We start from the raw sequence: 26,725 nt of genomic DNA on the forward strand, positions 1-26,725 counted from the left end.
CATGGGAATCGCGTCCATTATTGTCTTTATTTTAGGGTATTTAGCCATTACCTTAGAGCACCCCTTAAAAATTAATAAAACGGCTACAGCCTTAGTTACGGGTGTACTTGTTTGGACAATTTATGCGATTTCTACAGGAGATGCCTCTGAATTAGGTCATCACTTAGCGTCTACTTCGGAGATCTTATTCTTCTTGTTAGGAGCGATGACGCTAGTGGAATTAGTGGATGCCCACCAGGGGTTTTACTTCGTCTCTCGATTAATTAAAACAGATAAGGTGATTAAACTGCTTTGGATAGTGGGTTTAATCACCTTTTTCATGTCTGCGGTTTTAGACAATTTGACGAGCTCGATTGTGATGGTCACCTTGCTTCGGAAGTTGATCAGCAATAAAGAAACCCGGAAGTATTTTGTGGGAATCGTGGTCATTGCCGCGAATGCAGGCGGTGCTTGGTCGCCCATTGGAGACGTAACGACGACGATGTTGTGGATAGGAGGTCAAATTTCGGCTACCGGTATTATTCAAAGTTTATTGTTGCCTTCTTTAGTAGCTTTACTTGTGCCTTTGATTGTTGCTTCTTATGTCTTGAAAAACCAAGCCATTGGTCAGGCAGCCGCTTCAGTTGCCTTAAGTTCGACTGAAGAACGCGATGGAAAGATCATGCTTTTTGCAGGCGCCGGTTCTTTGATAGGCGTTCCTATTTTCAAAACGTTGACACATTTACCTCCCTACATGGGTATTTTATTAGCCTTGGGCATCGTTTGGATTTTGTCAGAACTCTTGCATTCAGAGAAAGACGAGGAGGCGAAGAAACACTTGAGTGTGGGCTATGCGTTGACCAAAATCGATACGTCCAGCATTCTCTTTTTCTTAGGGATCCTGTTAGCCATTGGAGGATTAGAGTCCTTCGGTTATTTACACGCACTCTCGGATCAATTAGCACACGCATTAGGCAATCAAAACATAATCGTCACCATCATTGGTTTAGCATCAGCGGTTGTGGATAATGTGCCATTAGTGGCAGCTACGATGGGAATGTATTCGCTAACAGACTTTCCGATGGATCATGTCATGTGGGAATACCTCGCCTTCTGTGCGGGTACGGGTGGAAGTATCCTGATTATAGGATCTGCCGCTGGAGTGGCCGTGATGGGAATGGAGAAGATTGAATTCGGCTGGTACCTGAAAAAAATAGGCTTTCTTGCCTTGCTGGGTTATTTCGCTGGCGCCGGTTTGTATTTGTTATTGCACTAAAATCCAATCGACATACTCGCGCCGTAATACGCTGGGGCCACTTGAGGAGTCAAGGTGAAACGATTCAGTTTTTGCCACTGATGACGCACTTTAGGATATAAAAGATAGGCTAATTCTGCCGAAGCGATACCTATCGCCGAACCCATTAACACATCCGTTACCCAATGTTTGTTATTTGCGATTCGTAGCGCACCTGTAGCGGTAGCTAACGCATAACCTGCTATCACGAACTCGGGATGGGAATCGCGGTATTCATGCGCTAAAACAGTCGCTCCGAAAAAGGCCGTGGCTGTATGGCCAGAAGAGAACGTTTTTTCCGTTCCGTCTGGTCTAGCCTCTGTGATCGCTGCTTTTAATCCCTGTGTAGTCGCTACATAGATTCCAGTGCCTAGAAGAAAAACTCCAGCCTGATCGAAAGCCTCCTCTTTGCTCTTGAATTCAGCGATATTCAAGCCCACATACATCGCTGCAGGTCCATATTGAAGGTAATCATCTAAGTGAGTGATACGTCCAGGAGCGACGATTTTCGTTTGAATTTGCTTGGCAAATGGATTGTACGTTAATCCACTGGCAATACCTAAAGCTAAAGGCATCTTCCACTTTTTAAAAGACGGTTTCTCTGCCTGTACAGAAAAAGTAAGTAGGCAAATAAGGGCGATGATTCTCATTATTTTTCGGCTAAAAGGCTCTGAATCGTATGTTCAAAATCGGTGATCCAATCGGCATAGTATTTTCCCGTTCCGGGGCCAGAGAATCCCGTGTGAATTTCTCTCACAATCCCTTTTTTGTCGATGATGAAGGTGGTAGGGTATCCGTTCATTTTACTTAGCATCGGTAATACTTTCTCGATGGTTTTATCTTCCGCCGTTCCGGCAAAAAGTAAAGGATAGCTGATGCCTATTTTCTTTTGAAAATTATTAATCTTAGGCCCTGCAACCGCGATGTCAGCTGAATTCTCAAAAGCAATGCCGATCACTTCCACGCCTTTGTCTTTGTATTTTGTATAGAAGGGAGCTAAATAACGAGATTCATCTAGGCAGTTTGGACACCAAGATCCCATTAATTCAATCACAACGACTTTGTTTTTATAGCGATCATCTTGTAGGCTAATTTGTTCGCCTGAGGTAGTAGGAAGAGTAAAATTGATGCGATCGAATCCGGGTTTTAGAAAGCTTAGCTTCTTTAAATCTGGCAAGGCGGCTGCAGGATCAAATTTGGCTTCAACGGTTCTAACTCCGCTTAAACCCGAAGTAAATCTTCCCGTCAATTGCGTGCCCTTCACCTTCGCACGTAACATGTTTATGCCACTGCCGTCGAAGTAACTTAGAAACAAACTATCCCCGCTCACGTTGCCTTGCAAATAGCGGTAGTCACCAGATGTGCGTAGAAAAGTTCCAGTAACTTGGTTTCCTTCTTGTTCGAAAACACCTACGCCAGGGCTATGGTTCGTGGCATCACTAAAGAAGTCAGCCATCCACTTTCCGCTCACGTTTACGGTAGCAGGTTGTAGGTTAAGAAATCTATCTGCAGGGCCTGCAAGTGCTGAAACGGGTAAGCGATAGGCGGTTTTTCCATTTCTTTTCTTGACGAAATAGCCTTTCATTTCAGTGGCTTTTGTCACTAGAAAAACGAGCTCAGCTTCGTAGAGGTCGAATGGGACAACTAATGAATCCGCTCTAAAATAGGATTCTCCTAACGTGGATTTCTCCGCACCATTTACCAGTTTGATATCTAAATTTGCTGATTTTGAACCAGGGTTAATTTCAAATTGAATGGGTAATTCGCCGCCATGTGTAGCAAGAGAAGCCCGCCAAAGTCCCGTAACAGGTGCTTGGGCTAAGCTCAATAAAGGAGCAAATAGGAGAGCAAATAAGGTCTTTTTCATCGTTGAATCCCGTAGGCGTTTGAACAAAGATACGGGTTCGAAACTTGTCACAAAAAAATCATATACAAATTCGTGAATTGATGGCATAGCCGAGGGATAATTTGTATTTTTGTTTTCATCCAAAATTATGCCAGAAAACACCTACCATACCTCCGTCATGTTGCACGAATGCATCGATGGTTTGCACATTGATCCAGCGGGAACCTATGTGGATGTGACCTTTGGTGGAGGAGGCCATTCGAAGGCGATTTTAGCTAAACTCGGTCCAAAAGGCCGGTTGTTTTCCTTTGATCAGGATCCAGATGCTTGGGAGCAAGCAGAGAAAATTGATGATGAGCGTTTAACGCTGATTACGGCTAATTTTCGTCACTTAGAGAAGTATTTGCGTTTGCATCGCGTGAAGCAGGTAGATGGTATTTTGGCGGACTTCGGAGTATCTTCCTTTCAGTTAGATGCGCCGGAACGTGGATTCTCCATTCGTTTTGATGGTCCTTTGGACATGCGGATGGGACCTTCTGCCTCGATGACGGCCGCTGAGTTATTGAACAGCTATTCGGCAGATGAATTGCAGCGCATTTTAGGGATGTATGGGGAGGTGAAGAATGCACGGACTTTGGCCCAAGCAATCATTCAGGCCCGTACCAGAAAAGCTCTTGAAACGACGCAAGAATTCAAAGAAATTTTGAATAAATTAGCTCCTAAACACCGGGAGTTTAAATACTTCGCACAAGTCTTTCAGGCGATTCGCATAGAGGTGAATCAGGAGCTAGCGGTGATTGAAGAATTTTTAGCTCAAGCACCAGCGGTTTTGAAGCCAGAAGGTAGGCTTGTCATTATGTCTTTCCATTCGTTAGAGGATCGCTTGGTAAAGAATTTTATCAAAGCGGGGAATGTGCAGGGGAAAGAAGATAAAGATTTATTTGGGGTGGTGCATCGACCGTTTGAGTCGGTGATTCGCAAGCCGATTACGGCCTCAGAAGAAGAATTGAAATTGAACCCGCGCTCTCGAAGTGCAAAATTAAGAATAGCGTCTAAATTATAACATGGCAACACCCATCGAACCTAAAGAAGCAGGGCCTAAGCGAATCTCCTCTCCTAAGAAGGAAGGGATTTTTGATTCCATTTTCAATATCGATAATTTCACAGGAGGGGAACTTCCGGTCATGTGGGTGAAAAGAATCGCCTTCGTTGCTTTTTTGACCCTCATCAATATCTATTATTCGATGCTAGCTGATGGTAAATTGCATCAAATTCAGAAAGAAAAAAGTGCTTTAGAGGAGGATCGTGCTGATTATACCACGCAGAAGGCGGAGTATATGAAGGTGAGCAAGCAAACGAATTTGGAAGAGACACTGAAGCGTTATCAAATCGGGGTGAGTACGCTTCCTCCCACTAAAATCATCATTCAAGTCAATAAAGAGCAATAATGGCGAAGGAGAAAAGACCTAATATTCGGGGCTTAATTACGAGACGTTTCTACACGTTTTTTATCATCATTTTGGCTGTCTTCTTGTACCTACTGTTTAGTTTGTACAAAGTGGTCGTACTAAAAGGGCCCAAGTTTCGCTCAGAGGCAATGGCCACTTATGTGAAAAAGCGGAAGATAGAAGCTACGCGTGGTAATATCTATTCGGATGATGGAAGTCTGTTGTCGACCACTTTGCCTAAATACCGCTTAGGGATGGATCCATCTGTTTTGACGGGGAATGCGAAGGCAGATGAATTCTATAAACAGCATATTGATGGATTAGCTGCGGCATTAGCGAACTTCTTTAAGGATCGCACGGCGGATGAATACAAGGAAAAGATTGCGGCAGCCAGACGCAGTGGTCGGACCTATTTGTTGTTGAATAATCGCTTGTTAGACTTCCAAGAAAAGAAAAAGGTGTTGAGTTTTCCGTTGTTTAAAGAAGCGAAAAATTCCAATAAATCAGGCGTTGTTTTTGATAAGATTAATGTGCGCTATGCACCCTTTGGCCAAATGGCCTATCGTACCGTAGGGTATCTCAAGGATCTGCGAGATAAAGGACGTGTGGGGATTGAGAATAGTTTTGATAAAGAGTTGCGTGGAGAGTTTGGAGAGGGGATGTACGAGAAAATGGATAATAATACTTGGCGTCCAGAGCCCGGCGATGAGCCTAAGTTGCCGGTAGCGGGTGTGGATTTGCACTCTACTTTGGACATCAATATCCAAGAGATTGTGGAATCTGCCCTACTAAATGGGATGAAGAAATTTAAAGGTAATTACGCGGTAGCCATTGTGATGGAGGTTTCGACCGGTAAGATTAAGGCCTTGTCGAATATTGCGGCGAATCCGCTTTCGCCCACTGGCTATTCTGAAACCTATAATTATGCCTTACTTGAGGCGCGTGATCCGGGTTCAGTTTTCAAGTTGCCATCCATTATGGCCGTATTAGAAGAGAAAAACTATCCATTGACGAAGATGGTGAATACGGGAGATGGTAAATTCCGATTGTATAACGGTGTAATGTCGGATTCACATCCATTAGGTACGATTTCATTAGAGCAGGTGATTGAAAGTTCCTCGAACGTGGGGACGATGAAGCTGGTTCAAGAGGCTTTTGGGACTACTAACAATGAGAAGTTTTATAATTACCTGAAGAAGTATCACTTAATTGAATCTTTGGATTTTCAATTGAAACCGAGTAGAAAACCCGTTTTCCCGGTGCCTTCTAAATGGGATGGTTTGCAGTTATTGTGGTCTTCTGTGGGTTATTCGACGCAGTATACGCCATTGCAGATTTTGGCCTTCTATAATGCGATCGCAAACAATGGCTACTGGATTCAGCCCATTATTGTCAGTAAGGCAACGCGTGGGGATGAAGTAGTAACAGATTATATGGCTACACAGATGCGTGATTCGAAGCCATTATGTTCTCCTGAAACGTTGAAAAAATTACAAATCATGCTGGAGGGCGTGGTCACCAAAGGAACCGCGAATAACATTAAAGGATCTGTTTATGGCATTGCCGGTAAAACAGGTACTGCTCAACGTACGGTAACTGGAGCAAAAGGCTATCGTAAGGGAAATTACTACACAACATTTGCGGGGTATTTTCCTGTTAAGAACCCCAAATACTCGATCATTATCGCAGTAGATGAACCGAAGGGTAATTCGGAAGGAACGTACGCTCGTCAAGTAACAGCCCCCGTTTTCAAGGAAATTGCGGATCGAATTTATTTGCGCGATATGAAATTGCAACAAACCTTACGAGGTTATTTGCCAGACTCGTTGAACAAGAATAAGTTGTCGAGTACACTTCATCCAGCAGACCAAAATATTCTATTCTCGCATTTAGGTTTGCCTAAAGTGGAGGAAAATGGCCAATGGTTGAACTTCAATTTAGAAAAGAAGACCATAAGAAATCAAGCCATCACCATGACCCCTAAAACGGTACCTAATGTGGTAGGCATGAATTTGCGCGATGCCTTGTTTGCTTTAGAAAATAAAGGATTGAAGGTGCGGGCGAATGGGTTTGGGACGGTGACAAATCAATCCATCCCAGCTGGTACAGCTGCCGCGAAAAATAGTTTAGTCTTTATTCAACTGCATTAAGATGGCGCAAATCACGTTATTTCCAGGAATTGAAATTCAACAGTTGTGCTTTGACTCGCGTCAGGCCAAAGCCGGTTCTGTCTTTTTTGCCATTCCGGGTACACAAGTGGATGGGCATTCGTTTTTGCCTCAAGTGTACGAGCAAGGTTGTAAACTTTGGGTGGTGGAAAAGGCCCCGCTAGAGCTTCCAGCCGATGTAACTTATGTACAGGTATCTGATTCGAATCAAGCCTTAGCGGAGGCTGCAGCGGAATTCTATGGACATCCTTCTAAGAAATTGAAATTAGTTGGGATCACCGGGACGAATGGAAAAACGACGACCGTTACTTTACTTTTTGAATTATTCAAACGATTAGGTCATCGCTGTGGATTGATTTCGACGGTGGTGAACAAGATTGAAGACAAAATTATTCCATCGACACATACAACGCCTGACGCGCTCAGCTTGAATGCTTTGTTAGCGGATATGGTTTCGGCGGGTTGTAGTCATGCCTTTATGGAGGTGAGTTCACATGCTGTCGTCCAAAAACGGATTCACGCTTTGCAATTTTCCGGTGCTATCTTCTCTAATATCACCCGCGATCACCTAGATTTTCATGAAACCTTTGACGAATACATTAAGGCCAAAAAAGGTTTCTTCGACGCCCTCCCCGCAACTGCTTTCGCGTTAACAAACGTAGATGACAAGCGCGGAATGGTGATGTTGCAAAATACAGCGGCAAAGAAATATGGTTTTGGTTTATTGAACGCGGCAGATTTTAAAGCGAAGATTATCAGCAACGGCGTAGGCGGATTACAATTAGAGATCGATCACCAGCAAGTACACGCGCAATTAATCGGGACTTTTAATGCTTATAATTTATTGGGAATCTACGGAGCCGCTTTGTTGCTTGGAGAAGAGTCACACGAAGTATTAGTGCAGATTTCGGCTCTTAAGACAGCTCCTGGTCGTTTCGAGCAATTAGCTGGGTCTAATCATAAGATGGGGATTGTGGATTATGCCCACACGCCGGATGCTTTGGAAAATGTGCTGAAGACGATTCAGGCGATTCGAGATAAATCACAGCGTATCATTACGGTGGTGGGTTGTGGTGGGAATCGCGATTCAGGGAAGCGTCCGATTATGGCGGAATTAGCGGCTAAATACAGTGATTCTGTTGTGTTGACTTCAGACAATCCGCGGAAGGAAGATCCAGAATTGATTTTAGATCAGATGGAAGCGGGTGTGCCGGCTGCCTTAAAGTCAAAGGTGCACCGCGTATCAGACCGAAAGGAAGGGATTTTTTACGCCGTTCGAGAATTAGCTGCGTCAGGTGACATTATTTTAGTGGCAGGCAAAGGCCACGAAAATTACCAAGATATTCAAGGCGTGAAATACGACTTTGATGATAAACTAGTCCTGGGAGAGGCGTTTAGCTGAGTTTGAATTCCCCTCGATTTTTTGCAATTTTATAAATTAAAACCCATTTAGATGCTTTATTACCTCTTCGAATACCTAGACAAGACCTTGAATATTCCGGGCGCCGGTGTTTTTCAATACATCACTTTCCGTGCATTTGCGGCCATCATTACGTCTTTGGGTATTGCAGCGATTTGGGGTAAATCGGTGATTTACCGTTTGCAACGTTTGCAAATTGGGGAGGAAATTCGGGATTTAGGTTTAGAAGGCCAAATGGCTAAAAAAGGCACTCCTACGATGGGAGGCTTCATTATTTTATTGTCTTTATTGATCCCAACCCTTCTTTTTTCGAAGGTGACGAACGTTTATATTGTGCTTTTAGTGACCTCTGCGATTTGGTTAGGCGCTGTGGGTTTTGCCGATGATTATATCAAGGTATTTAAGAAGAACAAAGAAGGTTTATCAGGTAAATTTAAGGTCGTAGGCCAAATAGGCCTAGGCATCATCGTGGGTCTAACCATGTACTTTAACCAGCATATCAAGGTGCGAGAATTTGCGGCTGATGGGACCTTCGTAGACCACAAATCGTTATTGACGACTGTGCCTTTTATGAAGGATAACCAGTTCGATTACAATATGTTGCTGCCTAGTTTCATTCCGGACGAATACGTGTGGATTGTCTATGTTTTAGTGGTGATTTTCATCATTACGGCGGTGTCTAATGGCGCGAATATCACGGATGGAATTGATGGATTGGCAGCCGGAACATCGGTGATAATTGGTATCGCTTTGGCCATCTTAGCCTATGTTTCTGGTAACAAGGTTATTTCACAATACTTGAACGTGATGTTTATTCCTAATTCAGGGGAGCTTGCGGTCTTTTGCGCGGCCTTCGTGGGAGCTTGTATCGGTTTCCTTTGGTATAACGCCTATCCTGCCCAGGTATTTATGGGCGATACGGGAAGTTTGATGCTGGGGGGAGTAATCGCCACCTTAGCGATTGTAATCCGCAAGGAAATGTTGATTCCGGTTTTGTGTGGAATCTTCTTAATCGAAAATTTATCGGTCATCATTCAGGTGGCCTATTTTAAATATACAAAACGCAAATATGGAGAGGGGCGTCGCGTCTTTTTGATGTCGCCATTGCACCACCATTTCCAAAAGAAAAACTACCACGAATCGAAGATCGTTATTCGTTTCTTAATCGTGGGAATCATCTTAGCCGTTTTATCATTAGTCACTTTAAAATTGCGTTAATCGCAAACCTGTTTTGAGTCAAATTACTTTATTTCCTCGTACGACGTCCTTTTCTGAGATTATCCCTTTGCCAGCCTCTAAATCAGAGAGCAATCGAGCTTTAGTGATTAATGCCTTAGCGAATGGATCGATTGACAATCTGTCTAATCTAGCTGAAGCGCGTGATACGCAAACGATGATTCGCTTGTTGTCTGAAAGCGGTCCAGAGGCAGATGTCCTAGATGCAGGAACGAACATGCGTTTTTTGACTGCTTATTATGCGGTCACGGGTGCCGTTAAAAAGATGACGGGAACACCACGTATGTGTGAGCGCCCGATCGGTATTTTAGTGGATGCCTTGCGTGCCTTAGGTGCTGACATTACGTATTTGAACAAGGATGGTTATCCTCCAATGCAATTAAATGGTTTCACCTTTAAAGGGAACCGGGAGATTTCCATCCGTGGCGACGTAAGTTCGCAGTTTATTTCAGCCATTTTGATGGTAGCACCTTTGCTGCCAGAAGGTTTAAAATTGCAAATTACGGGGGCGCTTGGTTCGAAGCCTTACATCGAGATGACCTTGGCTCAAATGAAGCATTTTGGTATTCAGGCTACAGCAGATTGGTCCAAAGGAAGCATTGAGATCCCTGCCCAAAAATACACATTACAGCCTTTTGCTGTAGAATCGGATTGGTCCGGAGCCAGCTATTGGTATTCGATGGTGGCCTTGTCGCCATTTGAAGATAGTTCATTGGAATTATTAGGCTTAAAGGAAGATTCCTTGCAAGGAGATTCTGCCATTAAAGCTATTATGGAGCCATTGGGTGTAAAAAGTACGTATACGGGGCGCGGTTATTTATTGACCAAAATCCCAGCTCAGGCTTCCCTAGCTTGGGATTTTACCGATTGCCCAGATTTAGCCCAAACCATCTGCGTCATCGCCGCTGTAAAGGATATTCCGTTGACTTTAACCGGTTTAGAATCATTAAAAGTGAAGGAAACGGATCGTGTGTTAGCCTTACAAAATGAATTGAAGAAATTAGGGGCCGCTTTAGTAGAAAAAGAAGCGAACCATTTGTACGAAGTGACGGGCAATTTTGCGGCTGTTTCTGCCATCGAACCCATCGAAACCTATGATGATCACCGGATGGCGATGGCCTTTGCGCCGGTGGCCATGCAAAAAGAAATTACTTTGCTAGATCCTTCGGTAGTCAATAAAAGCTACCCAAGCTTCTGGAAACACGTTTCAATATTATTAACATCTACCCTATGAAAAAAGTATTGACCTTAGGTTTAAGCCTTTTGGCTTTTACTGGTTTTGCCCAAAAAACCATTTTGCACTGCGGTTCTCTCATCGACGTTAAAACACAAACAATCTTAAAAAACCGTACCATTGTGGTGGAAGGAAAGAAAATTGTGTCCGTTTCTGAAGGATACCTTAGTCCTGCCAAAGGCGATGTGGTGATCAATTTGAAAGACAGAACGGTGATGCCGGGTTTAATCGATTCACACGTACACTTAGAGTCGGAAACGAATCCAGGCGCCTATTTAGATCGTTTTGTGAAGAATCCGGGCGATGTGGCCTACCAGGCTTTAGTCTATGCGAAGAAGAATTTGATGGCCGGCTTTACTACAGTGCGTGATTTAGGAGGTAGCCACGTGGTGATTAGTTTGCGTAATGCGATTAACAAAGGCCTTGTAGAAGGGCCTCGCGTTTTTACAGCCGGCGTTACCATAGGAACAACTGGTGGTCACGCGGATGATTCGAATGGAATTAATGAAGCATTCAAAAAGGATTTAGGACCTGAGGATGGTGTTGTAAATGGAATAGCGGATGCGGCGAAAGCGGTGCGTCAGCGTTACAAAGAAGGATCGGATTTGATTAAAATCACGGCAACAGGTGGTGTGTTAAGTTATGCCAAAGATGGTTCAGGTGCCCAATTCACCGAAGAAGAAGTGCGTACCATTGTTCAAACGGCGAAAGACTACGGTTTTAAAGTAGCGGCGCATGCTCACGGAAAAGAGGGCATGAAACGTGCCGTTTTGGGTGGTGTTTCTTCGATTGAACACGGTACTTATATGGATGAAGATGTGATGGAATTGATGAAAAAGATGGGAACGTATTACGTACCTACCGTAATCGCAGGTCGTTCCGTAGCAGATTCGTCTAAAATCCCGAACTACTACCCAGAAATGGTGGCGAAGAAAGCAGCGGCGATCGGGCCGATCATCCAGGGAACGTTCGGTAAAGCGTACAAAGCTGGTGTGAAGATTGCGTTTGGTACGGATGCGGGGGTTTTTGGCCACGGAAAGAATGGCTATGAGTTTATCTTGATGAACGAAGCAGGAATGCCCGTTTTAGAGGCAATTAAGTCAGCGACAGTTAATGCGGCAGATCTTTTAGGGCAAAGTGACTTAATCGGATCTATCGAGGTAGGAAAGGCCGCAGATATCATCGCGGTTCCTGGTGATCCAGTAGCTGATGTTAAATTGATGACAAAGGTGAGCTTTGTTATGAAAGACGGAAAGGTCTACAAAAACTAGATAGACATCAACAAAAAAGGGTCGGCTCGCATCTGCAAGCCGACCCTTTTTTTATGCATAAAATTTCTAGCGCAAGGCTGGAACTTGTTTTTTCAATACTTCAAAAGCTCCGAAGAACAACCCTGAGAATAAGAATTGGCTAGCGATGGTATTCTTTAGGAAAGGGATGCCAGCAGCATAGCAACTTAATAAACCAGCTAGATCTTTTGTGTAAGCGATATCGGATCCAACCCATACCGCGAAGTTAGATAGGAAGAAAAAGCCCATGGCTGCTGCTAGGTTAGTTCCGATGAAACGTGAGGCGCTTGCGGTCGTATTTGTTCCTAATAAAGAGATCAAGGCAAATAATCCCATGTGCACGGCATCAAATCCGAAAGAAAATCCCGGGAAAAAGGCATCATACAAGGTGTTGTTAAGAATCAAATTTGATCCCCAAACCGCTAATAAGGTCCAAGCTATCGCTTGTTTGCGGTTATGCAAATAGGCACCTACAAATAGAGCCATAGAAGCCATTGGTGAGAAGTTTGCCCAACCCGGTCCTGCTAAAATCAATAAACGACTCGCGATTGCAAGTAAGATGAAGGCGATAATCGTGGTATTTCTTTTTGTCATGAGCTTATATCATTTTCCTGTAAGAATATTTTTTCTCGAGGTCTAAATAATTTCCAAAGGTAAAACAAAAGCCGTAATTTTACCCATTGAATTCGAATTTATGTCTAAATCACTTCCCAAAATCGGATTATTAGGCGGCGGCCAGCTAGGACGAATGCTTTTGCAAGCAGCAATCGACTTAGACTTGCCCATTGCCTGCCTTGATCCAGATCCTGAAGCTTCTTGTCACACGTTGACTACCCAGTTCACGCAGGGTTCGTTTCAGGATTTTGATACGGTATACCACTTTGGGAAACAATTCGATTTAATCAGCATCGAAATTGAGCATGTGAACATCGAAGCGCTAGAGCAATTAGAAGCGGAGGGAATTAAAGTCTACCCGCAACCTCATCTGCTTCGCATGATTCAGGACAAGCGCATTCAAAAAACCTTTTTTCAAACCCACGGTTTTCCTACAGCTGATTTTAGATTGATCGAATCGTCCGCGGAAATCATCGCAAACGAGGACTTTTTACCCGCTTTTCAGAAATTAGGAAAAGGGGGATACGATGGTAAAGGCGTTCAGTACATCGGTTCAGCTGCGGATATCGCTAAGGGTTTTGATGCCCCTGGTCTATTAGAAAAGGCGATTGATTTCGATAAGGAATTAGCCGTGATTGTGGCGCGTAATCCGCAAGGAGAAATAAAAGCGTTTCCGGCGGTGGAGATGGTTTTTCATCCGGTCCAAAACCTGGTAGAATTCCTCGTTTCCCCCGCAGCCATTTCGCCTGAAATTGAAAAAGAAGCAGAAGATATCGCTGTTCGATTGATTGATCAGATGGGCTTAGTAGGAGTTTTAGCGGTGGAGATGTTTTTGACTAAAGACGGCCAAATCCTCATCAACGAAGTCGCTCCTCGACCACACAATTCAGGCCATCAAACGATCCGAGCAAACGATACGTCGCAATACGAACAACATTTACGAGCGATTACGGGCATGCCATTAGGAGATACGAAAGCACATTCCTTCTCAGGAATGTTAAACTTATTAGGAGCAGATGGCTTCACGGGACCAGCGAAATACGAAGGTTTGGATACGATTTTAGGCATTTCCGGCGTTCATCCTTTTTTATACGGAAAGAAAATAACGAAGCCTTATCGCAAGATGGGGCACATCACTTTGCTAGGGGAATCCCGCGAAGAGATTGAACAAAAAGCAGAACAAGTAAAACAAAGCATACGCGTCATCGCATAAATAGCTAGCTATGGTAGGAATTATAATGGGCAGTAGCTCGGATCTTGGAGTCATGCAAGAAGCCATTCAGGTTTGTAAGGATTTTGGAGTGGCTTATGAAGTGGACATCGTTTCTGCGCACCGCACCCCAGTGAAAATGTTGCATTATGCTCAGCAAGCTAAGTCTCGTGGCATTCAGGTGATCATTGCAGGCGCAGGCGGGGCAGCCCATTTACCAGGAATGGTGGCTTCGGCGACTATTTTACCGGTGATAGGTGTTCCTGTCAAATCGTCTAATTCCATCGACGGCTGGGATTCGGTTTTATCTATTTTACAAATGCCTAATGGCGTCCCTGTCGCAACCGTAGCCCTTAATGCGGCTAAAAATGCCGGTTTATTAGCGATCCAAATGCTAGCGATTTCTGATGCGTCTTTGGCCGCAAAATACACCGCCTACAAAGCGGAATTAGAAGATAAAGTGGCTGAAATGAGCCAAGAAACGAAAGCTAAATTTTCATAAAATGAGTGAGAACGAAGAAAGCAGCAAATTGCCCGTCATCACCTTGGGCATACTTTTATTGACCTTAGTAGGCTTAATCGCCGTAGGATTTGAGCATTTTGTTAGTCCAGATAAGGACGAATTAATTAAGGCGGAGAAATTTGTCGAGACAGAGGAAGAGGTGTTGCCGGAAGCATCACAAGTAGTGATCGATTCTACGCAAGATCCAGCGGATTCATTGATCGTTCCCAAGGATTCCATTATCAGCAAGTCTGACGAAGAAGAATTAGCGGAACAAAAGAAAGAGGCAGAAGCAGAAGTCGTTCCTGAAGTAGCTGCCCCAGCCGGAAAATCACATGCCATTACGGTGGAGAAAGGGGAGACCTTTTCCGCTGTTGCTCGGCATTATGGTTTGAAAGTGGATCAATTAAAAGCCTTGAATCCAGGGGTCAATCCGGATGGTATTAAAAGTGGTTCGACTAAATTAAACGTGAAGATTCAAGCGATTCATACGGTAGGGCCGGGCGATATCATGCGCAAAGTGGCGGAGAAATATGGTGTGAGTAAACAAGCGATTATGGACGCGAATCACAAGAAAGATGATATCACGCTTCGGGGTGAAGTGCTCATCATTCCGTTGAAAAAATGATTTTAATTGGTCTTTTCCAGCTTTTATTGCTTTTCTTGGAGAATACGGGAGCTCAAGCTCGTATTTGTGTGCCAGATAAGCTAGATTCGCTGGATTGGGATGAGTTTAAATGGTTGTATAAGCAGCAAGATTCTACTTTTTCAGGCGATTCTGTTGCGGCCTATGTCTTTGTACGCATTAACCCGGATGGCTCGCGTGAGACAAGGGAAGTAGCTGAATTACACCAGCCTTGGACGGATTTGTTGGCCTCAGAAATTGATTCATTTGAAGTGAAGCGGGACAGTTTAATCAAGCGTATTCACGCGCCTTATCGCTTAAAATATACCTCCACCACCCGCAATAAGAAGCAACAATTAGCTTTGCAGAAGAAGGGCTTTTCCAAAGCCTTTATCTCCTTTCATAACTTCGGATTAGCGGCTGATGGTGCCATTGCACGCAAGGGTAGGCATTTGCGTCGCGGGGCCATTTATGATCAATATGGTAAGAAAGCAAAGGAGATTGGTTTGTTTTGGGGTGGCGATTTTGTGGGTTTCCCAGATCCTGGTCACATTCAAGCCTTTTTGAATAGTGCGAGTTTAATTCAGAAATACCCGGAGGTTGCGTTAGAATATGAGCCTTTCAAGAATGCCTATGAACGAAACTACTTCAAAAAAGTGAATCTAGGTAGGGAAGAGCTAGTGGAGGATTCCCGCGATTTATTGATTGAATTGAATCAGTTACGCGAAAATAAACCTTGCGCTTGCTCTCAGGCAATCCCTTTTCCTGCGTCGGCTTCGGGTCTCCAATTGAAACCGTATACCATTACTGTCTTAGCAAACCTGCAGGAAAATTATATTTTTATCCAAAAAGGCTCCTATGGTTACTTTTATTCGACAGGTCGCTGGAAGCTAGACTAGAAATTAAAATTATATCCACGTAAAAAGTCCTCGATTTTCAATCGCTTTTTACCTTCCATTTGCCACTCTAGAATGTTGATGTAGCCATCGCTGCAGCCCACGCGTAGAAACGTTTTTTGATCCGTATCCCAAACCCCCACCCCTAAATCAGGGATAATTTCCGGATGAAATTCCACGGCAACCAGCTTGCAATTTTTGCCTTGAAATACGGTATGAGCCCCCGGGAATGGATTCATTCCGCGTACTAAATTCACGATATCACGTCCTGCGCGCGTCCAATGCACTTCGCCAGTACTTCGGTCTAATTTAGGAGCTGATTTCAGTTCATCGATTTCTTGCTGCGGCCTCGGGTGAATGTCGCCAGATTCGATCGCTTTAGTCGTTTTGACGACTAAGGCGCCACCTTTATTCATCAATCGTTCGTACAATTCTCCTGTGGTATCAGTCTCTGAAATCGGTTCAGTCTCTTGGAATAATAAGTCTCCTGTATCGATTTCGTGTTGTAAAAAGAAGGTCGTAATCCCGGTTTCGGTCTCCCCATTAATTACTGCCCAGTGGATGGGCGCCGCACCGCGGTATTGAGGAAGCAGTGAAGCGTGCAAATTAAACGTACCCTTGGGAGGCATATTCCAAACAGCCTCTGGCAACATTCGGAAGGCTACGATTATTTGAAGGTCAGCCTTATACGCAGCCAATTCTTCTAAAAAGGCAGGATCTTTTAATTTTGCCGGCTGCAAAACGGGTAAGCCTACGGAAACCGCATACGCTTTCACCGGGGAAGATTGAATCTGTTGTCCACGGCCTGCAGGTTTATCTGGGGCAGTTACTACGGCCACGACATCCAGTTTAGCCTCAACTAAGGCTTGTAAACTGGCTACTGCAAACTCTGGGGTTCCAAAAAATATAATCCGCATCCTTGATCTTGATAGTTTGTGGAATCCGTCTGAATTTTTATTATCTTTGTCCTCTACAAAACAACCAATACGTGCTGTTAGAAAAACAAAAACTTTAGTTGCGAATCCGAAACAAAACTACAAATAAATTAGGTAGAACGGTCGGAGGCCGTTCTATTTTGTTTTTAAGCACGGAGGTAAAACCCTAAAAAGAGTATGGCAAAGTTTCAATATTACACGGCAGAGGCGCTAGATAAATTAAAAGCGGAATTACATTATTTGAAGATTACAGGTCGTTCAGATATGGCCAAACAAATCGCAGAGGCGCGTGATAAAGGCGATTTAAGTGAGAACGCAGAGTATGATGCGGCGAAAGATGCACAAGGCTTATTGGAATTGAAGATCTCTAAAATGGAGGAAATTATTTCAATTGCACGTGTTTTGGATGAATCGACGATCGATTTATCGGTTGTTTCAATCTATTCCATTGTTCAAATCAAAAACACGAAAAGTGGCATGACCGTAACCTATACGATTGTTTCAGAAGAAGAGGCAGATTTGAAATTGGGAAAAATCTCGGTTTCGTCTCCTTTCGGAAAAGGTTTGTTAGGCAAGAAAGTGGGGGATTTAGCGGAAATCACTGCCCCGGCTGGAAAATTAGAATTTGAGATTATGTCCTTAACGCGTTAGTGACGAGGACCGAAGATGGCTGATCCTACTCGAACTAAGGTAGCCCCTAGTTCAGCTGCGATCAAGTAATCACCAGACATACCCATGGACAATTCAGTCCATTCCACAAGACCGGTCGAAACGCCGGTTTTGTTGTTTTTAAGCTGTTGGAAAAAATCCGCTAGGCTCTTGAATTCGCGTCGAATCTGATCTTCATCTGCCGTGAAACTCGCCATTCCCATTAAACCCACGATACGGATGTGTTTCATCTCTGCAAACGAGGCATCCGCTAAAAGGGCCTCGGCTTCCTTAAAATCCAAACCAAACTTACTTTCCTCCGTCGCAATGAAAATCTGCAACAAACAGTGGATGACGCGGTTATTTTTCGCCCCTTGCTTGTTGATTTCCTTCAATAAATTCATCGAATCCACCGAATGAATTAGGTGTACGAAAGGCGCAATATACTTTACTTTGTTTGTCTGCAGGTGTCCGATTTGATGCCAAAGAATGTCCTCAGGCAACACCGCCTGCTTTTCGACCATCTCTTGCACGCGGTTTTCTCCAAATTCGATGGCTCCCGCCGCATACGTCTCTTGCAGCTCCTCGATGCTTCTTGTCTTCGTGACCACAATAAGTCGAGCGGTGCTGTCGTTTAATTGCTTGTTAATCAAGGAAATTTGTTCTGCGATGGCCATAGGGCGGAAAGGCTAAATTTTGTTTGGACGAAAAAATAATATTAAAATTAATTTATTATTTTTGATTCAGGAGTAAAAGATCAAATAAAGCAAATAAATGGAATCGGATAATTCGAGGGGAAACGAAAGTAGTTTGAAGAGTCGCGTGACCTGGTTAACCCTGTTGGTTTTTTTATTGCTGGCCTATATTCTGTCGGATAAGTTTGGTCTGCTGGATCGAATTACGCAACCTTCTCAGGCGGAATTTGTTGAAAATGCCCAGGTGAAGCTAGATTCAGTAGCAGAACAATTGAATTTGCGTTTAGTCCAAATCAAAAAATTAGGCGGTAAAGTCAATGAATTAGAAAAGGCCAAAGCCCAAATCCTAGGCGATCAGAAGCATTTAAGCGACATCGATCCAGCCGAATTCCAAAAGAAACTTAGTTATTATTTGCACCTCTTAGGTCAAAAGGATGCGGAAATTAAAAAATTGAAGAAGGAAAACGTCGTTTTAATTCTACGCAACGATTCCCTAAGCCGCGAAGCTCAAATTCTAAAAGTAGGTTTAGTGAATATCCAAAAGGCACTCGAGGATTCGAGCAAAACCTTTGGCCTAAAGGAAAGGGAACTCAGTGAAAAGTCCCGCGTGCTGGAAATTCGGAATAAGGAATTAACCGAAAAGGTGAGTGCTGCCGCTGCCTTGCGTGCGGAGGGAGTAAATGTGTATGCCATTTCTTCTCGAGGTAAAGAGTCCTCCGTTAACAATCAAAAAGCCCGCAAAGTCGATAAAATTCGCGTAATGTTCCATTTGCAGGAAAATACGTTCGCAAGTAAAGAGATTAAAACAGTCTTTTTGCGCATCATTGAACCCACCGGCACAACGATATCAGATTATAACCTAGGGTCCGGTACCTTCGACTTTAAAGGTCGCGAACTAACGTTTACGAGTCGTCAACGTATTTTCTATGAAAACAACCACCAATCGGTGGAATTTATCTATTCTAGACCTAATGGGTTCAAAGCTGGGAAGCATGAAATTGAACTTTATGCGGAGGGATATTTGATTGGGCTAGGAACCTTCGAGGTGCGCTAATTCCAAAATTTTGTTGTTAACGTTTTGATTGTGAAGGAATATTCGTACCTTTGCAGTCCAAATTTTTACCAGTTTTTAAACAACAATTTTTTTATGGAATTAAAAAACTATGAGACGGTGTTCATTTTAACTCCCGTTTTGTCTGAACAACAGACAAAGGACACTGTTGAGAAATTCAAGAATCTGTTGGTAGAAAACGGTGCGCAAATCGTTCATGAAGACGCTTGGGGCTTACGTAAGTTAGCTTACCCGATTCAGAACAAGCACACTGGATACTATCAAATTTTCGAATTCGCAGCAGCTCCTACCTTAGTCGCTAAATTAGAATTAGAATACAAGCGTGATGAGCGCGTGATTCGTTTCTTAACCCTAGCGGTAGATAAGCATGCATTAGCTTATAACGAAAAAAAGAGAAAAGGATTAGTAGGTAGAAAACCAGAAAAAACAGAAGCATAATATGACACTAGTTAACGAACCTGTAGATAAGAACGGAAACCGCAAAAAGTATTGCCGTTTCAAGAAATCTGGTATTCAATACATCGATTTCAAAAACCCTGATTATTTATTGAAGTTAGTGAACGAGCAAGGTAAAATCTTACCTCGTCGTATCACTGGAACTTCTTTGAAATTCCAACGTCGTGTGGCACAAGCTATCAAGCGTGCTCGTCACTTGGCTTTGATGCCTTACGTGGCTGACGGTTTAAAATAGTACCTTATCCAATAAACATTTGATTGTAAACATAAGATGGAAATTATATTAAAAACAGATATTGCTGGATTAGGTTACAAAAACGATATCGTTGCAGTGAAAGCTGGTTACGGTCGTAATTACTTAATTCCACAAGGTTTCGCTATCATGGCGACTCCGTCTAACCGCAAGGTTGTAGCGGAAAACATCAAGCAAGCTGCTCACAAAGTAGAGAAAGTTCGTCAAGATGCATTCGATTTAGCTACAGCTATCGGTGAAATGACATTAACTATTCCTGCGAAGACAGGTGATAGCGGAAAAATCTTTGGTCGTGTGACTAGCCTTCAAATTTCAGAGATGTTGAAAGAAAAAGGTTTCGATATCGATCGTAAGAAGATTTCATTCGATACAGAAGTGAAGACAACCGGCGATTACGCTGCTACGCTTGACTTACACAAAGAAGTAAAACACAAGATTGCTTTCTCTGTGGTTTCAGAATAGTATTTGAAACAAAACGATAAGAAGGAATCGCGCTGAGCAATCGGCGCGATTTTTTTATTTTATGCCCCGGCATAAAATAAAAAAATCTAGTCGCCTTCGGCTTAGTCGGCGCGGTGCGCCTTAGTCGCCTTCGGCTTAGTCATCGCTGCGCGATTTAGTCGGCGCGGTGTGCGCCTTAGTCGCGACTTCGTCGCTTAGTCATCGCTACGCGATTTAGTCGGCGCTTGCGCCTTAGTCGCCTTCGGCTTAGTCATCGCTGCGCGATTTGCTCGAAAATGTCAGCACAAAAAAAATCCGAAGAGGAATTTCTTCCCCTCCGGACTCTTTGACTAAGTTGCGAAGCAACGACTAAGACGAAGTCGACTAAGTCTCGAAGAGACGACTCATTTTAGACTAAGTTGCGAAGCAACGACTAAGCGACGTAGTCGCGACTAAGCCGCCTGCGGCGACTTACGCCAGCGCAGCCTTCAAATTCGTATCTAAAGCCTCTAAGAACTCTTCTGTGTATAAGTAGTGTTCTCCGTGAGTAACTTTGTTACCGTGGATACAAACGGCTAAGTCTTTGGTCATCTTACCTGACTCCACTGTAGCCACACATACTTTTTCCAATGTTTGGCAGAAATTAATCAAAGCCGCATTGTTATCTAATTTACCACGGAACTCTAAACCACGAGTCCAAGCGAAGATAGACGCGATTGGATTCGTAGAAGTAGGCTTTCCAGCTTGGTGATCGCGGTAGTGACGAGTCACTGTTCCGTGAGCCGCTTCCGCTTCCATCACTTTTCCGTCTGGCGTAATCAATACAGAAGTCATCAAACCTAATGAACCGAAACCTTGCGCAACGGTATCAGACTGAACGTCTCCATCGTAGTTTTTACAAGCCCAAACAAAGTTACCATTCCACTTTAATGCAGAAGCAACCATGTCATCGATCAAACGGTGCTCATAAACGATCCCTGCAGCTTCGAATTTCGCTTTGTAATCTGCTTGGTAGATCTCTTCGAAGAGATCTTTGAAACGACCATCGTATTTCTTCAAGATCGTGTTCTTAGTTGATAAGTATAAAGGCCATCCTTTGCTTAATGCCATGTTAAAGCATGAGTGTGCGAAACCTTTGATGGATTCATCTGTATTGTACATGGTCATTGCAACGCCATCGCCTTTGAAGTTATAAACTTCGAACGTTTGAGCTGCACCACCATCTTCTGGTTGGAATGTAACGGTTAATTTACCTTTTCCTTTTGTGACGAAGTCAGTCGCGCGGTATTGATCACCAAACGCGTGACGACCGATCATGATCGGAGCAGTCCAGTTAGGGACTAAACGAGGAACGTTTGCACAAACAATTGGCTCACGGAAAACAGTACCATCTAGGATGTTACGGATCGTTCCGTTTGGAGATTTCCACATTTGTTTCAAATCGAATTCCGTTACACGAGCCTCATCAGGAGTGATGGTAGCACATTTGATACCTACACCGTATTTTTTGATTGCCTCAGCTGCTTCGATTGTTACTTGGTCATTCGTCTCGTCGCGGTATTCTACACCTAAATCATAGTACTTGATGTCTAGCTCTAAATAAGGTAAGATTAATTTATCCTTGATGAATTTCCAGATAATTCGAGTCATTTCGTCGCCGTCTAATTCAACGACTGGGTTGGCAACTTTAATTTTTTCCATTTTTGTTATATCAAAATTTTGATAGGTTGTGTTAATCCTGCAAAGGTAAAGACTAAATCTTTTTTCCTCCATTATTTTGGGGTATTTTTGTCAAAATTTCGCTTTTTTTTGATGGAAACAGTAATTAAGATTGCTTGTAGGGATGAGAAGGGTTTAGTTCATAAAATAACGGGGGTGTTATTCGCTAAATTATTGAATGTCACCCAAACCAATGAATTTGTGGATGAACCTAAGGATCGCTTTTTTATGCGGGTTTCTTTTAGCGGATCTACTGATCTGAAGTCGCTGACTCAGGAGATCGAAGCCGTCTTGCCTTCAGATGCAAAAGTCGAGGTGATTCCGCCAGCTAAGAAGCGAGTTTTAGTATGTGTGACGAAAGAGCACCATTGTTTGGGAGATTTATTGATTAAATCTCAATTCGAAGATATGCCCTTTTCGATTGTGGGGGTGGTAGGTAATCATGCGGTGTTAGCACCACTTTGTGCCCAGTTTTCGATACCATTTACTTACGTGCCGGCAGAAGGGTTAACGAGAGAAGCGCATGAGGCGCAGCTTAGGCTGATTATTGATGCAGCAAATCCTGATTTAATTGTGCTGGCTAAATATATGCGCATTCTGACACCAGAATTTGCTTCTGCCTATTTAGGTAAGATGATCAATATTCACCATTCTTTTTTGCCTGCCTTTGTCGGAGCTAATCCGTACCAGCAAGCTTTTCAGCGTGGCGTAAAGATTATTGGAGCGACCGCTCATTTTGTGACGGATGATTTAGATGAAGGTCCGATTATTTGTCAAGATGTGGTGTCAGTAAACCACTCTTATGATGCGAAACAAATGTCGAAGGCAGGAAAGGAAGTAGAAAAATCGGTTTTGGCCAAAGCTTTGCAACTCGTCCTCGAAGATCGCGTCTTTATTCATGAAAACAAGACAATTTTATTTGATTAAAATTTGCCTGAAAAAGCGTAAATTGCAGTCCTTTTTTTAGATACTATGTTTGAGAATTTAAGTTCGAAGTTGACCACTGCTATGCGTACCCTGAAGGGGAATGGCAGAATTACAGATATTAACGTTGCCGCTACGGTAAAAGAAATTCGCCGTGCCTTGATGGATGCGGACGTTAACTATAAGGTGGCAAAAGAGATTACTGATCGTATCAAGGATCAGGCAATGGGCCAAAAAATCCTGATCTCCGTCGAGCCTGGTCAATTATTGATTAAAATCGTTCACGAAGAGTTAACCCAGTTAATGGGTGGTCAGAAGCAGGACATTAACCTAAAAGGCGATCCAGCTGTCGTTTTGATTGCCGGTTTACAAGGTTCTGGTAAGACGACTTTCTCGGGTAAGTTAGCTCAATACATTAAAAAAGGGGGTCGCAATGTGCTATTAGTAGCCTGCGATATTTACCGTCCAGCGGCGATTGACCAATTGAAAGTATTGGGAGAGCAGGTAGGAGTGGAAGTGTACGCAGAGCCTGAAAATAAGAATGCCGTTAGCATCGCGGAGAACGCTTTGTCATATGCCCGTAAAATGGGTAAAAAAGTAGTCATTGTCGATACCGCGGGTCGTTTAGCGGTGGATGAGGCGATGATGAATGAGATCGCAGCCGTGAAGGAGGCGATTAAACCGACCGAGATTTTGTTCGTTGTGGATTCCATGACGGGTCAAGATGCGGTGAATACGGCGAAGACCTTTAATGATCGATTGAATTTTGATGGTGTTGTTTTAACCAAATTAGATGGGGATTCCCGCGGTGGTGCGGCCCTTTCTATCCGTCAAATTGTAGATAAACCAATCAAATTCATTTCTACTGGGGAGAAAATGGAAGCCTTAGATCAGTTCTATCCTGATCGTATGGCGAACCGTATCCTCGGAATGGGTGACGTGTTGTCTTTAGTGGAGCGTGCGCAGCAGGCTTTTGACGAAGATGAAGCAGCTCGTTTAAATAAGAAGATACGCCAAAACAACTTTACATTCGAAGACTTCTACGCACAATTACAGCAAATCAAGAAGATGGGTAACATCAAGGATTTGATGGGTATGGTGCCAGGGATGAGCCAAGCGGTGAAGGATGTGGATATTTCCAATGATTCTTTTAAGCCGATCGAAGCAATCATCAATTCGATGACTGCGAAGGAGCGTCAGAATCCTGATATTTTGAACCCATCGCGCAAGAATCGCATTGTGGCAGGGTCGGGAACATCGATTCAAGAGGTGAATAACCTGTTGAAGCAGTTCGAAGACATGCGCAAAATGATGAAGATGATGAACAAGGTTCAGGACGGAAAGATGAAGATGCCTAATTTAGGTGGCATGTTCAAGCGCTAATTACTTTCGAATTAGCGCCCCTATTTCCTTCTCGAATCCTTTCATTAAGCGATCCATCGTGGACTCAATCACCTTATCTGTTAAGGTTTGAGACTCATCTTGTAGCGTAAAGCTTACGGAATAAGCTTTCTTGCCTTCGCCAAGATTTTTGCCCTCATAGACGTCAAAAATCGACACGTTTTTCAGTAAACTCTTCTCGTATTGCTCCGCTAGTTTGCGAATCGCTTGGTAGCTAACCGTTTTATCAATAACAAGTGATAAATCGCGACGAACCTCCGGGAATTTAGAAATCTCTTGGTAGACGAAGTCAGCCTTCTCTTGTTTTACCCAGTAATCCCAGTCGAAATCAGCGAAGAAGACGTCTTGTTTAACCTCCCATTTACTGGCTAAATTCGGGTGAATCATACCTACTTCGAGACACGCTTTCTTGTTGATGGAAATGCGTAATCCGAAGGCAAACACACTCGAGTTCTCGATGGTATCTGTCTCAAATTCGGTTACCCCGAGTGAGCGCATTAATTCGATGCTGACTTGATATAAATGGTGAAGTGCCGTTTTCGTAGGTGCGCTGGACCAGGTTTCTCCGGCCCATAAACCCGTCGTGAATAAAGCTAAATGCTTCTTTTCGATGTATTTAGCGCCTTTTTTATGGTAGGTTTTGCCAAATTCAAAGACTTTCAAGTCTTTTTGACGGCGGTTAATATTGTGAGCTAACACCTCTAATCCGGAGAAAGACATGTGCTGTCTCATCACGCCTAGGTCTTCGGAAAGACGGTTTAGGATTTCTACCGTTTCGAAGGATAAATCTTTGGCGATGGCAGCATGTGCATCGGCTTTAGTCAATGAGTTGGTGATGATTTCTTGGAAACCTTTGGCCGTCAAAATCTGTGAGATATTCAACTGCACGCGTTCCTTGTCTAACAAAGGGAATTCCGAGATGAAATTCGCACTCAAATGATCCGATAACGGGATGTTATCCAAACCATGGATACGCAAGATTTCCTCAATAATATCTGCCTCTCTGGTCACATCGACGCGGTAAGCAGGGGAGATAGCGACGAATTCGTCCCCTTTATCTGCTTCGATTTTGAAATCTAACAGCGTCAAAATTTCCTTGATTCGCTCAGCTGCTAATTCAATGCCGATGTATTGTTGCACGCGGCGAACGCTGACTGGAATGCTGACTAATTCAACCTGAGTTGGATAATAATCGAACGGCTCAGAGGTGATTTTTCCGCCGGCTAACTCTTGAATTAATTGGGCTGCGTATTCCAAAGCGAATAATTTCGCCTGAATATCCGTGCCACGCTCGAAACGGAACGAAGCATCGGTTTTAAGTCCATGGATTTGGCTTGCCTTACGAATGCGCTCCGGCTTGAAGTGAGCGACTTCTAAAAATACACGTGTGGTGCTGTCTTTAATGCCAGAATCTTCTCCGCCCATCACGCCAGCCATGCCGATAGCGCCAGAAGCGTCGCAGATCATTAATTCTTCGCCTGTTAATTTGCGTTCAATGCCGTCTAAGGTTTTGAATACGGTACCAGCTGCTAAAGTATCGACGATTAATTTCCCGCCTTTGATTTCATTCCAATCGTAGGCGTGCATCGGTTGGCCTAATCCGTGGCAGATGAAATTGGTGATATCGACCACGTTATTGATGGGACGCAATCCGATGGCTGTTAAACGCTCCTGTAACCAAGCTGGGGAAGGTGCTACTTGAATGCCATCTATCGAGATGCCGCAGAAACGGTCACAACCAGCGTCTTTAACCTCTACTGCGATCGGATGCGCATTGCTTTCAATTACTAAAGCAGGCGATGGCAATTGAATTGGAAGACCTGTCACGGCACGAATATCGCGTGCTACACCCCAGTGAGAGGCAGCATCCGCACGGTTTGGCGTTAATCCGATTTCTAAAACTAAATCTCCAGCGATGTCAAAAAACGAAGCGGCAGGCGTTCCGTTAGGCACCTGAGTGTCCAGCACTAAAATTCCATCGTGAGAATCTCCTAAGCCTATTTCATCTTCTGCACAAATCATTCCCTCGGAAGGCTGTCCGTAGACCTTGCGCTTCTCGATTTTGAATAATTCTTTGCCCTCTTTATCGTATAATTGGGTGCCAGGAGTGGCGACGATCACTTTTTGGCCTGCTGCTACATTCGCAGCTCCACATACAATCGTTAATATTTCGTCCAAACCTGCGTCTACCGTCGTCAGGCTCAAGGTTTTCTCTTTCACTTCGAATTTTTCGCAGGTCAAAACTTCACCCACGACGAATCCTTTCAATCCTCCTGGAACTTTATCGTGCGGCTCAATGCCTTCCACTTCTAGTCCAGTGTTAGTTAATAAAACGTCTAATTCTTCGGGGCTACCTTGGGCAGGAAGCTTCGAAATATCAATAAAATCACGTAACCAATTAAGGGATATTTTCATCTGT

The 26,725-nt window shown here is 43.6% G+C and carries 26 protein-coding genes; 19 read left to right on the forward strand and 7 right to left on the reverse strand.

The window, feature by feature from the left end:
• Position 1 precedes the first annotated feature (1 nt).
• A complete protein-coding gene (gene nhaD, locus EWU21_RS00810; protein WP_130894892.1) occupies positions 2 to 1,255 on the forward strand; it encodes a sodium:proton antiporter NhaD in 1,254 nt (417 codons plus the stop codon).
• Here nhaD and EWU21_RS00815 read toward each other — a convergent pair.
• A complete protein-coding gene (locus EWU21_RS00815; RefSeq protein ID WP_130894893.1) occupies positions 1,252 to 1,923 on the reverse strand; it encodes a phosphatase PAP2 family protein in 672 nt (223 codons plus the stop codon). The two genes, nhaD and EWU21_RS00815, sit on opposite strands and share 4 nt — an antisense overlap.
• Positions 1,923 to 3,227, reverse strand: coding sequence for a peroxiredoxin family protein (locus EWU21_RS00820; protein WP_130894894.1), 1,305 nt, complete (start codon positions 3,225 to 3,227; stop codon positions 1,923 to 1,925). Before EWU21_RS00820 ends, EWU21_RS00815 begins: the two co-directional genes overlap by 1 nt.
• A 40-nt stretch (positions 3,228 to 3,267) precedes the next feature.
• Between EWU21_RS00820 and rsmH the strand changes: the two genes are divergently transcribed.
• From rsmH to EWU21_RS00855, 7 genes are read left to right on the forward strand one after another with little or no spacing between them, the layout of a single operon-like run.
• Positions 3,268 to 4,182, forward strand: coding sequence for a 16S rRNA (cytosine(1402)-N(4))-methyltransferase RsmH (rsmH, locus tag EWU21_RS00825; RefSeq protein ID WP_130894895.1), 915 nt, complete (start codon positions 3,268 to 3,270; stop codon positions 4,180 to 4,182).
• A 1-nt stretch (position 4,183) separates the two neighbouring features.
• The gene (locus EWU21_RS00830; RefSeq protein WP_130894896.1) at positions 4,184 to 4,567 is read left to right on the forward strand and encodes an FtsL-like putative cell division protein; all 384 of its coding nucleotides are present in this window, start codon (positions 4,184 to 4,186) and stop codon (positions 4,565 to 4,567) included.
• Positions 4,567 to 6,717: a penicillin-binding protein gene (locus tag EWU21_RS00835; protein WP_130894897.1), complete on the forward strand. Its 2,151-nt coding sequence runs from the start codon at positions 4,567 to 4,569 to the stop codon at positions 6,715 to 6,717. Before EWU21_RS00830 ends, EWU21_RS00835 begins: the two co-directional genes overlap by 1 nt.
• Position 6,718: 1 nt before the next feature.
• Positions 6,719 to 8,137 carry a UDP-N-acetylmuramoyl-L-alanyl-D-glutamate--2,6-diaminopimelate ligase gene (locus EWU21_RS00840; RefSeq protein WP_130894898.1) on the forward strand — a complete coding sequence of 473 codons (1,419 nt, stop codon included), beginning with the start codon at positions 6,719 to 6,721 and terminating at the stop codon, positions 8,135 to 8,137.
• Positions 8,138 to 8,188: 51 nt separating this feature from the next.
• Positions 8,189 to 9,373, forward strand: a complete 1,185-nt coding sequence (gene mraY / locus EWU21_RS00845; RefSeq protein WP_130894899.1) for a phospho-N-acetylmuramoyl-pentapeptide-transferase — start codon at positions 8,189 to 8,191, stop codon at positions 9,371 to 9,373.
• Positions 9,374 to 9,386: 13 nt separating this feature from the next.
• A complete protein-coding gene (locus EWU21_RS00850; RefSeq protein ID WP_130894900.1) occupies positions 9,387 to 10,625 on the forward strand; it encodes a 3-phosphoshikimate 1-carboxyvinyltransferase in 1,239 nt (412 codons plus the stop codon).
• The gene (locus tag EWU21_RS00855; RefSeq protein ID WP_130894901.1) at positions 10,622 to 11,896 is read left to right on the forward strand and encodes a metal-dependent hydrolase family protein; all 1,275 of its coding nucleotides are present in this window, start codon (positions 10,622 to 10,624) and stop codon (positions 11,894 to 11,896) included. Before EWU21_RS00850 ends, EWU21_RS00855 begins: the two co-directional genes overlap by 4 nt.
• 66 nt (positions 11,897 to 11,962) lie before the next feature.
• On the opposite strand, the gene EWU21_RS00860 is transcribed toward EWU21_RS00855, so the two are convergent.
• Positions 11,963 to 12,508, reverse strand: a complete 546-nt coding sequence (locus EWU21_RS00860) for a DUF6580 family putative transport protein (protein ID WP_130894902.1) — start codon at positions 12,506 to 12,508, stop codon at positions 11,963 to 11,965.
• A 100-nt stretch (positions 12,509 to 12,608) separates the two neighbouring features.
• On the opposite strand from EWU21_RS00860, the gene EWU21_RS00865 reads away from it, so the two are divergent.
• Genes EWU21_RS00865 through EWU21_RS00880 form a run of 4 tightly spaced genes read left to right on the forward strand, consistent with a single transcriptional unit; the run spans position 12,609 to position 15,765 of the window.
• Complete coding sequence (locus EWU21_RS00865) at positions 12,609 to 13,742, forward strand: 5-(carboxyamino)imidazole ribonucleotide synthase (RefSeq protein WP_130894903.1); 1,134 nt, start codon at positions 12,609 to 12,611, stop codon at positions 13,740 to 13,742.
• Between the two features lie 10 nt (positions 13,743 to 13,752).
• A complete protein-coding gene (purE, locus tag EWU21_RS00870; protein ID WP_130894904.1) occupies positions 13,753 to 14,241 on the forward strand; it encodes a 5-(carboxyamino)imidazole ribonucleotide mutase in 489 nt (162 codons plus the stop codon).
• A gap of 1 nt (position 14,242) precedes the next feature.
• Positions 14,243 to 14,869 (forward strand): LysM peptidoglycan-binding domain-containing protein, encoded by a 627-nt coding sequence (locus tag EWU21_RS00875; RefSeq protein ID WP_130894905.1) that lies wholly within the window; start codon positions 14,243 to 14,245, stop codon positions 14,867 to 14,869.
• Positions 14,866 to 15,765, forward strand: a complete 900-nt coding sequence (locus EWU21_RS00880; RefSeq protein WP_130894906.1) for a M15 family metallopeptidase — start codon at positions 14,866 to 14,868, stop codon at positions 15,763 to 15,765. Before EWU21_RS00875 ends, EWU21_RS00880 begins: the two co-directional genes overlap by 4 nt.
• Here the strand turns inward: EWU21_RS00880 and fmt are convergent.
• On the reverse strand, positions 15,762 to 16,679 hold the full coding sequence (gene fmt / locus EWU21_RS00885) for a methionyl-tRNA formyltransferase (RefSeq protein WP_130894907.1): 918 nt from the start codon (positions 16,677 to 16,679) through the stop codon (positions 15,762 to 15,764). The genes EWU21_RS00880 and fmt overlap by 4 nt on opposite strands.
• 195 nt (positions 16,680 to 16,874) lie before the next feature.
• Here fmt and greA point away from each other — a divergent pair, with 195 nt between their 5' ends.
• A complete protein-coding gene (greA, locus tag EWU21_RS00890; protein ID WP_130894908.1) occupies positions 16,875 to 17,348 on the forward strand; it encodes a transcription elongation factor GreA in 474 nt (157 codons plus the stop codon).
• On the opposite strand, the gene EWU21_RS00895 is transcribed toward greA, so the two are convergent.
• Positions 17,345 to 18,022 (reverse strand): YggS family pyridoxal phosphate-dependent enzyme, encoded by a 678-nt coding sequence (locus EWU21_RS00895; RefSeq protein ID WP_130894909.1) that lies wholly within the window; start codon positions 18,020 to 18,022, stop codon positions 17,345 to 17,347. The two genes, greA and EWU21_RS00895, sit on opposite strands and share 4 nt — an antisense overlap.
• A 97-nt stretch (positions 18,023 to 18,119) precedes the next feature.
• On the opposite strand from EWU21_RS00895, the gene EWU21_RS00900 reads away from it, so the two are divergent.
• From EWU21_RS00900 to rplI, 4 genes are all read left to right on the forward strand, one after another.
• Complete coding sequence (locus EWU21_RS00900; protein ID WP_130894910.1) at positions 18,120 to 19,094, forward strand: hypothetical protein; 975 nt, start codon at positions 18,120 to 18,122, stop codon at positions 19,092 to 19,094.
• A gap of 93 nt (positions 19,095 to 19,187) precedes the next feature.
• Positions 19,188 to 19,550 carry a 30S ribosomal protein S6 gene (rpsF, locus tag EWU21_RS00905; RefSeq protein ID WP_130894911.1) on the forward strand — a complete coding sequence of 121 codons (363 nt, stop codon included), beginning with the start codon at positions 19,188 to 19,190 and terminating at the stop codon, positions 19,548 to 19,550.
• A 1-nt stretch (position 19,551) separates the two neighbouring features.
• Positions 19,552 to 19,803, forward strand: coding sequence for a 30S ribosomal protein S18 (gene rpsR, locus EWU21_RS00910; protein ID WP_130894912.1), 252 nt, complete (start codon positions 19,552 to 19,554; stop codon positions 19,801 to 19,803).
• Between the two features lie 36 nt (positions 19,804 to 19,839).
• Entirely contained in the window at positions 19,840 to 20,283 is a 444-nt protein-coding gene (gene rplI / locus EWU21_RS00915; RefSeq protein WP_130894913.1) for a 50S ribosomal protein L9, read from the forward strand.
• Between the two features lie 450 nt (positions 20,284 to 20,733).
• Here rplI and EWU21_RS00920 read toward each other — a convergent pair whose 3' ends face one another.
• A complete protein-coding gene (locus EWU21_RS00920) occupies positions 20,734 to 21,963 on the reverse strand; it encodes an isocitrate dehydrogenase (NADP(+)) (RefSeq protein WP_130894914.1) in 1,230 nt (409 codons plus the stop codon).
• Between the two features lie 111 nt (positions 21,964 to 22,074).
• Here EWU21_RS00920 and purU point away from each other — a divergent pair, with 111 nt between their 5' ends.
• Both purU and ffh read left to right on the forward strand, forming a co-directional pair.
• Positions 22,075 to 22,908, forward strand: a complete 834-nt coding sequence (purU, locus tag EWU21_RS00925) for a formyltetrahydrofolate deformylase (RefSeq protein WP_201738081.1) — start codon at positions 22,075 to 22,077, stop codon at positions 22,906 to 22,908.
• A gap of 45 nt (positions 22,909 to 22,953) precedes the next feature.
• Positions 22,954 to 24,288, forward strand: a complete 1,335-nt coding sequence (gene ffh, locus EWU21_RS00930) for a signal recognition particle protein (RefSeq protein ID WP_130894916.1) — start codon at positions 22,954 to 22,956, stop codon at positions 24,286 to 24,288.
• On the opposite strand, the gene pheT is transcribed toward ffh, so the two are convergent.
• On the reverse strand, positions 24,289 to 26,721 hold the full coding sequence (gene pheT, locus EWU21_RS00935; RefSeq protein WP_130894917.1) for a phenylalanine--tRNA ligase subunit beta: 2,433 nt from the start codon (positions 26,719 to 26,721) through the stop codon (positions 24,289 to 24,291). It lies immediately after the preceding gene.
• Positions 26,722 to 26,725: the final 4 nt, after the last annotated feature.

The sequence above is a fragment of the Aquirufa antheringensis genome (assembly GCF_004307425.1).
In the GTDB taxonomy this organism is placed as follows: domain Bacteria; phylum Bacteroidota; class Bacteroidia; order Cytophagales; family Spirosomataceae; genus Aquirufa; species Aquirufa antheringensis.

Coding starts and splice junctions, on each gene's coding strand:
- EWU21_RS00895 (WP_130894909.1), bottom strand. CDS start 18,022: ATGGCCATCGCAGAACAAATTTCCTTGATTAACAAGCAATTAAACGAC.
- rplI (WP_130894913.1), top strand. CDS start 19,840: ATGGAAATTATATTAAAAACAGATATTGCTGGATTAGGTTACAAAAAC.
- purU (WP_201738081.1), top strand. CDS start 22,075: ATGGAAACAGTAATTAAGATTGCTTGTAGGGATGAGAAGGGTTTAGTT.
- ffh (WP_130894916.1), top strand. CDS start 22,954: ATGTTTGAGAATTTAAGTTCGAAGTTGACCACTGCTATGCGTACCCTG.
- nhaD (WP_130894892.1), top strand. CDS start 2: ATGGGAATCGCGTCCATTATTGTCTTTATTTTAGGGTATTTAGCCATT.
- rpsR (WP_130894912.1), top strand. CDS start 19,552: ATGACACTAGTTAACGAACCTGTAGATAAGAACGGAAACCGCAAAAAG.
- mraY (WP_130894899.1), top strand. CDS start 8,189: ATGCTTTATTACCTCTTCGAATACCTAGACAAGACCTTGAATATTCCG.
- EWU21_RS00900 (WP_130894910.1), top strand. CDS start 18,120: ATGGAATCGGATAATTCGAGGGGAAACGAAAGTAGTTTGAAGAGTCGC.
- EWU21_RS00830 (WP_130894896.1), top strand. CDS start 4,184: ATGGCAACACCCATCGAACCTAAAGAAGCAGGGCCTAAGCGAATCTCC.
- purE (WP_130894904.1), top strand. CDS start 13,753: ATGGTAGGAATTATAATGGGCAGTAGCTCGGATCTTGGAGTCATGCAA.
- pheT (WP_130894917.1), bottom strand. CDS start 26,721: ATGAAAATATCCCTTAATTGGTTACGTGATTTTATTGATATTTCGAAG.
- EWU21_RS00815 (WP_130894893.1), bottom strand. CDS start 1,923: ATGAGAATCATCGCCCTTATTTGCCTACTTACTTTTTCTGTACAGGCA.
- EWU21_RS00835 (WP_130894897.1), top strand. CDS start 4,567: ATGGCGAAGGAGAAAAGACCTAATATTCGGGGCTTAATTACGAGACGT.
- EWU21_RS00820 (WP_130894894.1), bottom strand. CDS start 3,227: ATGCCATCAATTCACGAATTTGTATATGATTTTTTTGTGACAAGTTTC.
- EWU21_RS00840 (WP_130894898.1), top strand. CDS start 6,719: ATGGCGCAAATCACGTTATTTCCAGGAATTGAAATTCAACAGTTGTGC.
- greA (WP_130894908.1), top strand. CDS start 16,875: ATGGCAAAGTTTCAATATTACACGGCAGAGGCGCTAGATAAATTAAAA.
- EWU21_RS00880 (WP_130894906.1), top strand. CDS start 14,866: ATGATTTTAATTGGTCTTTTCCAGCTTTTATTGCTTTTCTTGGAGAAT.
- fmt (WP_130894907.1), bottom strand. CDS start 16,679: ATGCGGATTATATTTTTTGGAACCCCAGAGTTTGCAGTAGCCAGTTTA.
- EWU21_RS00920 (WP_130894914.1), bottom strand. CDS start 21,963: ATGGAAAAAATTAAAGTTGCCAACCCAGTCGTTGAATTAGACGGCGAC.
- EWU21_RS00860 (WP_130894902.1), bottom strand. CDS start 12,508: ATGACAAAAAGAAATACCACGATTATCGCCTTCATCTTACTTGCAATC.
- EWU21_RS00855 (WP_130894901.1), top strand. CDS start 10,622: ATGAAAAAAGTATTGACCTTAGGTTTAAGCCTTTTGGCTTTTACTGGT.
- rpsF (WP_130894911.1), top strand. CDS start 19,188: ATGGAATTAAAAAACTATGAGACGGTGTTCATTTTAACTCCCGTTTTG.
- rsmH (WP_130894895.1), top strand. CDS start 3,268: ATGCCAGAAAACACCTACCATACCTCCGTCATGTTGCACGAATGCATC.
- EWU21_RS00865 (WP_130894903.1), top strand. CDS start 12,609: ATGTCTAAATCACTTCCCAAAATCGGATTATTAGGCGGCGGCCAGCTA.
- EWU21_RS00875 (WP_130894905.1), top strand. CDS start 14,243: ATGAGTGAGAACGAAGAAAGCAGCAAATTGCCCGTCATCACCTTGGGC.